The sequence below is a fragment of the Calothrix sp. CBUCES-K 9914 genome (genome assembly GCF_059640475.1).
In genome coordinates, this window is the sequence record NZ_JBXXZH010000314.1 from 1 (window position 1) to 9,706 (window position 9,706).

9 protein-coding genes are annotated in these 9,706 nt (G+C 40.6%); 5 read left to right on the plus strand and 4 right to left on the minus strand.

The window, feature by feature from the left end:
* Nucleotides 1–246: 246 nt before the first annotated feature.
* Both AC2JBO_RS39320 and rdgB read left to right on the plus strand, forming a co-directional pair.
* Nucleotides 247–1,686, plus strand: a complete 1,440-nt coding sequence (locus AC2JBO_RS39320) for a phosphoglucomutase/phosphomannomutase family protein (protein ID WP_496959060.1) — start codon at nucleotides 247–249, stop codon at nucleotides 1,684–1,686.
* 176 nt (nucleotides 1,687–1,862) lie between these two features.
* A complete protein-coding gene (gene rdgB / locus AC2JBO_RS39325) occupies nucleotides 1,863–2,438 on the plus strand; it encodes an RdgB/HAM1 family non-canonical purine NTP pyrophosphatase (protein WP_496959061.1) in 576 nt (191 codons plus the stop codon).
* On the opposite strand, the gene AC2JBO_RS39330 is transcribed toward rdgB, so the two are convergent.
* The 3 genes from AC2JBO_RS39330 to thiD all read right to left on the minus strand — a co-directional run bounded on the left by AC2JBO_RS39330 (nucleotide 2,435) and on the right by thiD (nucleotide 4,625).
* Complete coding sequence (locus AC2JBO_RS39330) at nucleotides 2,435–2,773, minus strand: P-II family nitrogen regulator (protein WP_015197276.1); 339 nt, start codon at nucleotides 2,771–2,773, stop codon at nucleotides 2,435–2,437. The genes rdgB and AC2JBO_RS39330 overlap by 4 nt on opposite strands.
* A gap of 295 nt (nucleotides 2,774–3,068) precedes the next feature.
* A complete protein-coding gene (locus tag AC2JBO_RS39335) occupies nucleotides 3,069–3,659 on the minus strand; it encodes a hypothetical protein (RefSeq protein WP_496959062.1) in 591 nt (196 codons plus the stop codon).
* Nucleotides 3,660–3,782: 123 nt separating this feature from the next.
* The gene (gene thiD, locus AC2JBO_RS39340) at nucleotides 3,783–4,625 is read right to left on the minus strand and encodes a bifunctional hydroxymethylpyrimidine kinase/phosphomethylpyrimidine kinase (protein WP_496959063.1); all 843 of its coding nucleotides are present in this window, start codon (nucleotides 4,623–4,625) and stop codon (nucleotides 3,783–3,785) included.
* A gap of 103 nt (nucleotides 4,626–4,728) precedes the next feature.
* Between thiD and AC2JBO_RS39345 the strand changes: the two genes are divergently transcribed.
* The gene (locus AC2JBO_RS39345; RefSeq protein ID WP_496959064.1) at nucleotides 4,729–5,706 is read left to right on the plus strand and encodes a PAS domain-containing protein; all 978 of its coding nucleotides are present in this window, start codon (nucleotides 4,729–4,731) and stop codon (nucleotides 5,704–5,706) included.
* A 24-nt stretch (nucleotides 5,707–5,730) separates the two neighbouring features.
* Nucleotides 5,731–7,011 (plus strand): PAS domain S-box protein, encoded by a 1,281-nt coding sequence (locus AC2JBO_RS39350; RefSeq protein ID WP_496959067.1) that lies wholly within the window; start codon nucleotides 5,731–5,733, stop codon nucleotides 7,009–7,011.
* Nucleotides 7,012–7,180: 169 nt separating this feature from the next.
* Here the strand turns inward: AC2JBO_RS39350 and AC2JBO_RS39355 are convergent, their stop codons facing one another.
* A complete protein-coding gene (locus AC2JBO_RS39355) occupies nucleotides 7,181–7,606 on the minus strand; it encodes a hypothetical protein (protein ID WP_496959065.1) in 426 nt (141 codons plus the stop codon).
* Nucleotides 7,607–7,699: 93 nt separating this feature from the next.
* Here AC2JBO_RS39355 and AC2JBO_RS39360 point away from each other — a divergent pair, with 93 nt between their 5' ends.
* Complete coding sequence (locus AC2JBO_RS39360; protein WP_496959066.1) at nucleotides 7,700–9,562, plus strand: S8 family peptidase; 1,863 nt, start codon at nucleotides 7,700–7,702, stop codon at nucleotides 9,560–9,562.
* The last annotated feature ends 144 nt before the right edge of the window (nucleotides 9,563–9,706 follow it).

A 9,706-nucleotide genomic window follows, 5' to 3' on the forward strand; every position in this document is an offset into this window, starting at 1 on the left:
CTCGTTCATCACAAAACCTATCGTTGACGTATGGGCGCCAACCTTAACTTGACACCAATGGCATCCTTGCCCGCTCCACTCTTAGATGTCCATTCCACAAGATAGCAAGTCCACTAAGAAACTATTTCAGTAATGTTTGTGTCAAGCATTATGGACTTAATGTAATGATTGTTATACCGAAGTCATTTATTACCAAGTGACTTACGTAAATGCTAGAATCCTCTGGTGGAAAGTTAGGATATCTCGATGTCAGTAGCAGCTAAGTCAATCAAGTTTGGTACGGATGGCTGGCGCGGTGTAATTGCCGACGAGTTCACTTTTGAACGTGTCGCATTAGTCGCCCCCGTTGCAGCTAAAGTTTTATTTGATACTTACGGTCAGCAAGTCGGGAACCGTAAAATTATTGTGGGTTATGACCGTCGGTTTATGGCGGAAGATTTCGCGCTTTTTGTCGCGAATATTGTTTCTGCCGCTGGTTTTGATGTGTTGTTGAGCGAAACTTTTGCCCCAACTCCTGCTTTTAGTTGGGCTGCAAAGCAAGAAAATGCTTTAGGCGCCTTAGTTATCACAGCAAGTCATAATCCGGGTAAATACTTAGGATTGAAAGTAAAGAGTGCTTTTGGTGGCTCTGTACCTCCAGAAGTAACGAAAGAAATAGAATCATTGTTAGGTGAAGTATTACCTCCTGCTGCTACCCCAGGAAAAATAGAAAAATTTAACCCTTGGCTTAGTTACTGCGAAGGTCTAAAAAGTAAAGTTGATATTACTAAGCTTCGCGATGCAGTTGCTGACGGTAAGCTGACTTTGTTTGGTGATGTTATGCACGGCGCCGCTGCTGGTGGTTTGGCAATGCTATTAGGTGATAACGTTAAAGAAATTAATAGCGATAGAGACCCGACTTTTGAAGGTGGGGCGCCGGAACCTTTACCCAAATATCTGTCAAAATTATTTGGTGTGATGAAAACACATCGTGAACAAAATCCTCAAGGTTTAACAGTAGCTTTAGTGTTTGACGGTGACTGCGACCGTATCGCTGCTGTAGATGGAGAAGGTAATTTCCTTAGTTCACAAATATTAATCCCCATTCTTATCGACCATTTAACCAAACGTCGTGGTTTTACTGGTGAAATAGTCAAAACTGTTAGCGGTTCAGATATAATTCCTTTAGTTGCAGAACTGCACAACCTTTCAATATTTGAAACTCCCGTTGGTTATAAATATATAGCTGATAGAATGCTTGCGGCACCTGTTTTACTTGGTGGTGAAGAATCTGGTGGTATTGGATATGGTACTCATATACCAGAACGTGATGCGCTGTTATCTGCTTTGTATACTCTAGAAGCAATTGTTGAATCAGGTTTAGATTTAGGTGATTATTATCGTAACCTCCAAGAAAAAACTGGCTTTAACTCCGCATACGACCGCATTGATTTACCTTTAGCAAGCATGGAAGTACGCGCGAGGTTATTAGAACAGCTACAAAAAGAACCTTTAAAGGAAATTGCGGGACTTGCGGTAACTGGTTGTCAAACTATTGATGGTTACAAATACCGTCTTGCTGATAACCGCTGGTTGATGATTCGTTTTAGTGGTACTGAACCAGTGTTACGTTTATACTGCGAAGCGGCAACCCTCGAACAGGTACATGAAACTCTGGCTTGGGCTAAAGAATGGGCGGAAGAGTGATGAGTGCTGAGTGCTGAGTGATGAGTGATGAGTGATGAGTGATGAGTGCTGAGTGCTGAGTGTTGAGTTTTTTCCTACAAAGCTATTTTTATCATCAACTAATTCAGGTGCTTTTGTGCCGTATTATGTTATCTAAACAATAGCCTATATAACTCAGCACTCAGCACTCAGCACTTATGACTTTATTGGTTGTGGCTACAGGAAATCCAGGTAAGTTACGCGAGATGCAGGCTTACCTCGCTGACTCAGGTTGGGAATTAACGCTGAAACCACCCGAATTAGATGTTGAAGAAACTGGCAAAACTTTTGCTGAAAATGCTTGTTTGAAAGCTTCACAAGTCGCAATTGCTACAAATAATTGGGCAATTGCCGATGATTCTGGTTTGGAAGTTGATGCTTTGAACGGCGCCCCAGGAGTGTATTCAGCACGGTATGGTAATTCTGATGCCGACCGTATTGCTAGATTACTGCGTACACTTGGGGATGAAAGTCAACGAGGAGCGCAATTTGTTTGTGCAGCAGCAATCGCGCGTCCTGATGGAACGATTGCGCTGCAAGCAAAGGGTGTGTGTCGCGGTGAAATACTTAATGCACCACGTGGTGACGGGGGTTTTGGTTATGACCCAGTTTTTTACGTTCCTGAGCAAAATTTAACTTTTGCCGAAATGACACCAGAAGTGAAGCGGTCTGTAAGTCATCGAGGCAAAGCTTTTGCAGATTTACTCCAAAAGTTGCCACACATTAACCGTTAAACAGCTTCGGTATTCTTCTCGCCAGTTCGTATCCGCACCACTTGCTCTACTGGCGATATAAAAATCTTACCATCTCCAATTTCGCCTGTACGAGCCGCAGCTATTATCTTATCCACTACCATATCCACTTGATTGTCTTCTACAACTATTTCTACTTTCAGTTTTTGTAGAAACTCTACTGTATACTCTGAACCCCGATAACGTTCGGTCTGACCTTTCTGGCGCCCAAATCCTCGGACTTCCGATACGGTCATACCAACAATACCAGCGTTGACTAAGGCTATCTTGACTTCATCAAGTTTGAAAGGGCGGATAATCGCTTCGACTTTTCTCATGTTATGTTCTCCTTGCTTGTTGTAGCTTCATTTATATATTCAATCAGAACATCGAAAGGAAGAATTTATTTCTTTTGAGCAAATTTAAATTCTCAGCCATTGAAGCGCATTTGTAAATACATTTGTAAATGCACACCACAAACCAGAGAAGATATTTTTACCCAAAATCTTTCCCAACTTTTTTTACTTAAGCATATAGAATTTTAATCTTAGCCATCATCAATTTAACATCATTTTGTATTTTTTGTAACAGAAATAATGTTTAATATTTGATAATCGATACAATCTTGGTACTTTAAGGGCGAGTATGATTTGCAAGCAATGGACGAATAACTAAATATCCGGCGCCGAAAGCTGTAAGAACGATTAGTACAATAGCTATCAACAGCATCCATCCTGACGTTTCACCTTTTGGTTCGCCATAAGGATAATACCGAACTTCCTGTTCTTCGATGTAAACAGGTTCTGACATTGGAAAGTATTCAGGCTTCGGCTCTGGTTGCGGCACCCTGTTAATTTTTATCCTCTTTGGCGCCGGACGTGGTTTGCGTGGTTGTGACCTGTTCTGTTGCTGCGGTGCGGATGCTGGTTGATTATGAGGTTTATTAAAGTTGGCGGTTTGATGTAATTCTGGGTTATAACTGGTTGGCTGAGTTGACACCAACTGCTGTAACTGCATAACTGAATTAACCGCTTTGGTTATTTCCTGCCGCAAAATTTGGTTTTCTTGACTTAACTGCTGATTTTTGACAGTTAGTGAATCAAGCATTCCTTGGGCTGCTTGGAGTTCTGCCGCTAAGTCACGATATACTGACAATGGTACAGACGGTGCATACCCTTGATGTGAGTATTGATTATTGGGAACGGAATTTGCACTAGTTCGCATGTTTTAAGTATAGATTGCCATAGTAAACATTGATAGATATAACAGTAACCGCCTATACCTAACAGGCAATTACTGAAGCTATGCCGGCATGATAATAGAAAACTGCTCAACGAGCAAAGGTTTTTAGTACTCAATTTGTAACAGCGGATAAAAATGTCCAACTGGTCCTTGCCCTTGACCGATATCAAGGGCATACGTTAAGGCAGTTGTCACGTAGTCTTTAGCTTTTTTTACTGTAGTCAAAAGATTTTGCCCACTACTTTGCCCACCACGGGCAAGGTTAGCTGCTATTGCTGCTGATAAAGTGCAACCTGTGCCATGCGTATTTTTAGTGTTTACTTGCTGCGTTGTTATTGTTTCTAACGTTTCTCCATCAAACCATACATCAGTACCACGATAACTGCCTTCCATTCCACCACCTTTGACTAATACTGCCTTAACAGCTAAATTGCGATGTATTTGTTCAGCAGCGAGTTTCATCGTATCGAGTGAATTTATTTCTATTCCGGTTAGAATTTGTGCTTCATAACGGTTAGGTGTCACCAAAACTGCTAATGGTAGCAAAGTATCGCGAAGGGTTTTTACTGCTTCGTCATCGATTAATTGCGCTCCCGTGCGCGATACCATCACTGGGTCTACTACTAAGTTTTCGATTTGTAACGTTTCAACTTGTTTGGCAACAACTGTAATTATTTCTTTGTTTAGTAACATCCCTGTTTTTGCAGCTTGTATACCAATATCTTCGACAACTGCTTGCATTTGGGCGCCAACTGCCTCTGGTGGCATTGCGTCAACGCGCGTAACACCAAGTGTATTTTGTGCGGTAATACAAGTTATTGCACTAGTACCATGTACACAATGAAAAGCAAAAGTCCGTAAATCAGCTTGAATTCCGGCACCACCCCCACTATCTGAACCTGCAATTGTTAAAGCTACAGGCACCCTGTGTTCTTTTGTTACATCCATAATTAAATTCAAAATTTTATCGGCTCAATACCAATATTTATGTTACTACCTTAATACCTGTGGGCATTCTAAATTTAGATGAACACCAAACTATAAACAATATATGTCAACTCAGTTATCAGATTCAAATTTAGATTTATCTCAATACATTATTAAACTTAAAAATAAAATTGCAGTTCTAAATTTAGAAAGTAAGCTCGAAGACTCTATTAACAACGATTTGAATCAGATTGAACAAATCATTTTATTAAAACAGCACAAATTATCTTTGTTAACCGACCAAAGTTTATTAGGTCTGATTTCATGGAATACTGCGTTTGAAATTACTGATTGGAATGATGCTGCTTCTAAAATTTTTGGTTACACAAAGCAAGAAGCTCTTGGTTGCCATGCAGCAGGGTTATTAGTGCCAGAAACAGCGTGCGAACAAGTTGATCAAATAATGGCAACGTTGATCAAGCAAGAAGGGTGTATTCATAGCATTAATCAAAACTTTACAAAAGATGGCAAGATTATTACTTGTAAATGGTATAATCTGCCTCTGACCGATTTAAAGGGTAATGTCGTTGGAGTACTTTCCATAGTTGAGGACATTACAGCAAATATTGCGATGCAAATGGCTTTAAGTCGCAGTGACGCACGCTTCAAAAAGCTTGTCGAAAATGTTCCAGGGATGATTTATCAATTTTGCTTGGAACCTAGCGGTGCGATGTCTTTTCCTTACGTTTCTGATGCTTGTCGAGAATTACTTGGTATTGAGCCAGAAGAAGTTTTACAAAATGGAGCTTTGCTTGTTGATGCTCTACATCCAGAAGACCGCGATGAATTTTATAAATCTGTAGCTCAGAGCGCGCAAACTCTGGAAAGTTGGGACTGGGAAGGAAGAATGAAACCACGTACAGGAGAATTTAAATGGGTACGTGGAATTTCACGTCCGGAATTATTAGATTCGGGAGTCATTATTTGGGATGGACTCTTAATTGATGTAAGTGAGCATCGAAAAACACAATTAGCGCTTGAACAAACACAAGCAGAACTTGAAAGAAACGTAGCAGAACGGACGGCAAATTTACAGCAATAAATTTATGAGCGTAAAACGGTAGAAATTGCTTTAGTCGAAAGTGAAGCTAAGTATCGTAGCATCGTTGAAAATGCAAACGACATTATTTACTCTTTTTCTCCCGACGGTTTGTTAACTTATTTATCTCCCAAATTTACCGATTTGCTTGGATACGAAGTAGATGATTTTATAGGCAAATCGTTTGCACCTCTAATTCATCCCGATGATTTACTTACCTGCCAAAGCTTTTTTAATCTTGTTGCTCAAACAGGAAAAAAACAAGCTGATTTAGAAATTAGACTGATGCACAAAAACGGCAGTCATCTATGGATTACATCAAATGCTTCACCTGTTTTGAATGGTAATGGTGATGTTATTGCTTTTCAAGGTATTACGCGCGATATTACTCAAAGCAAGCAAATCGAAGCTGCGTTACGAGAATCAACCATCGAATTAGAAAAAACTCTCGACTCACTCAAACGCACTCAGTCACAGCTAATCCAAAATGAGAAAATGTCATCACTTGGTCAATTAGTTGCAGGAGTTGCACACGAAATCAATAACCCCGTTAACTTTATCAACGGAAACCTCCGTCATGCTCAAGTTTATACAGAAGATATATTGAATATACTTAACCTGTACAAAAAGCATTATCCAAAACCAAATATAGAAATACAAAATCAAGCTGAAGCTATAGACCTTGATTTTATTCATGAAGACCTACCAAAACTATTTACTTCGATGCAAGTAGGCGCCAATCGTATTCGTGAAATAGTTACTTCACTGCGTACTTTTTCACGACTCGACGAAGCAGAACTGAAAGAAGCGAATATTCATGAGGGTATAGATAGTACTCTCATGATATTAGAGCATCGCCTCAAAGCTAAACAAAACCGTCCAGCAATTAACATAATCAAAGAATACGGAAATATACCCCTAGTGGAGTGTTATGCAGGACAGCTCAACCAAGTTTTTATCAATTTAATAGCAAACGCTATTGATGCAGTAGAAGAGGAAATCAAAAACAGAGACCTACAAAATTTTACTCCCTGTATCCGCATTCGTACTCAAATGCATAAATCGAATCAAATTACTATCAGTATCGCCGATAATGGTATTGGAATACCAGAAATAGTCAAACATAAATTATTCGACCCTTTTTATACAACAAAACCTATAGGTAAAGGTACTGGTATGGGATTATCTATTAGTTATCAAATAGTTACCTTTAGACACGGTGGAAGTTTAAAATGTATTTCGGAGCAAAGGAAAGGCGCCGAATTTATAATTACAATTCCCATAAATACAAACAAATTTCAACAGTAGGGTGCGTGACGCTACAAAAAAATTTGAACGTAGCAACCAAACTTGTAGCGTCACGCACCAAACCGAATGTGTAAATCTGATGGCGCCGAATATAAATTTTTTATAACCCGCTACTTTTATCTTTTATAATCAGAAATCGGTGCGTGACGCTACTAGACTTGCGCTTCGTTTAAGAATTTTTAGTAGCGTCACGCACCCTACGTAAATATTTACCCCATTCAGAAGCAAGGGGTATTTCTGTAAAAGGTACTCGTACAGATTTTTCGGAGTCGGGAAAATTAAACTCTAGTTCAATAGTCCGACCACGTTGCGGTGGTTGTTCGATGTCTACTTTGTTACCATTAATCAATAGCTGGATATCAACAACATCATTGAGTGAAAAAGTTTCAAGTTTGACTGGACCATTGGGAGTGGGTTTACCCCAGGTGATGGTTTTGTCTTTTTGAGCTAAGACTGCGTATATGTCATATTTTGCCTTATCGAATTGTTCAGCCCAGCTTTGGTAAGCTTGGACTTTTTTAAATTCCCTTGAACCTTGCCAAGCTAACCAGAAAAATGCAAATAGTAAGGGCAACCACAAAAGACCTCGTTCCATAATCATTTGTAACTAATCGTGGAATATTAACCCAAGCTCGATGTCTTTAAGTTATCTTAGTGAGCAATCGGCTTTCATCGCTAATCAGTATATATGAGAAGGCTAATACTAATTTGCTTGTTTGTGATAGGGCTAAGTGTAGCTCTGTTCAATTTCGTTCACTTCCAGGGACTCGGCGCCCAAGGAAAGTACGAAACGCTTTTAATTGACTTTCGGGAAAATATCCCAGCGACCAAGTTGCAGCAAGATTTAGATAAAATCGCGCAGCAGTTTAACGTCACACCAAAGCTGGATAATAAATTTTCCGCCAAGGATCATGTTTATATTATCAAAGGAGATAAGGCGCGTCTTAACCAATTGCGCTCCTCTGAATTTGCTAAAGATACGGAATTTGTAGAACCTAACTATATTTATGAGATTCCCAAACTAGGTAAAAGCGCCAGAGAAGCTGAGTTTTACCGAAATTCACCTGAAGAAGAAGACAAAGAACCTTCAACTTCTTTGGTTGGTGTAAACGACCCTCTTTATAGTTTGCAGTGGCACCTACATAATATTAATGTTGAAGGCGCCTGGAAGCAAACTAAAGGCAGTGGTGTTGTTGTTGCTGTAATTGACACTGGTGTTACTCAAGTTCGTGATTTACACGAAACAAAGTTTGTCAAAGGTTACGACTTTGTAAATGACCGTGAACAAGCTTCAGACGATTACGGACATGGGACACACGTTGCTGGTACTATTGCCCAAGCAACCAATAATAGTTATGGCGTTGCGGGTGTTGCCTACGAAGCTAGTATAATGCCCTTAAAGGTTTTGAATGAATACGGTGGTGGTACTGTTGCTGACATTGCAGAAGCAATTCGCTTTGCTGCTGATAACGGCGCCAACGTAATTAATATGAGCTTGGGTGGTGGTGGTGAAAGCCATTTGATGCGCGATGCAATTGACTATGCATACAACAAAGGTGTAGTTATTATCGCTGCTGCTGGTAACGAAGACACGAACGGTGTTTCATATCCCGCACGCTATCCTCACGTTATCGGCGTTTCCGCTCTTGGCCCTGATGGACAAAGGGCGCCCTATTCTAACTATGGTGCAGGTGTAGATATTTCCGCCCCTGGTGGTAGTGACGCAGGCAAAGTTCTCCAAGCAACCATTGATATGGACAACAAAGGAGAAGAAGCATTCCTTGGGTTCCAAGGTACTAGCATGGCATCTCCCCACGTCGCAGGAGTTGCCGCTTTAATTCGCGCATCGAACGTTGAAAAACCCGATGATATCGAAGCAGTACTTCTTGCTTCCGCGCGTCCTCCTCATGAAGATAGCTTAAACTACTACGGCGCCGGACAACTCAACGCCGAAGCCGCAGTTAAACGCGCGGTCGAAGGACAAATCAACTTCCAAGACTTTTGGCGTTGGTTGCGTGAAAATGGCTACCTTAACCCTGGTTTTTGGATTGATGGTGGTGCATATGCATTGCTTCCAAAAATTCTCATGGTACTTGGTTCTTACTTGCTTGCCTGGTTTTTGCGGGTTTACTTACCATTCACATGGAGTTTATCAGCAGGTTTAATCTTTGGTAGTGCGGGTTTGTTTCCTTTAAGATCAATTTACATCTTCGACTTACCACAGTGGCCTTTCCGTGTATTAGGCAGTTCTATTCCTGAACTTGGTAATGCCATTCAAGGAACAGACGCATTTAACCCCATCTTCGCAAGCGTAATTATTCCTTTGGGTCTAACTACTTTGTTACTAGGCCATGCAAAATGGAAATGGTTTGCTATTGGTTCATCCATAGGCGTTGCAGCATGTTTAGGAGTAAGCGCTTTCACCGACCCTGCTGTGTGGGGTTTGGGAGTTAGCATGTTATCAAGAGTCTTCCTTCTAGTTAATGCTCTCCTATGCTTCGGACTCGCTCACTTTATCGTTACCAACGAAGAAAAAACTGCACAACAGTAGAGTGCTGAGTAGAAAGTGCTGAGTTCTGAGTAGTTATTTACTCATTACTCAGCACTCAGCACTCAGCACTCAGCACTCAGCACTCATTACTCAGCACTCATTACTCATTACTCAGCACTCAGCACTCAGCACTCAGCACTCATT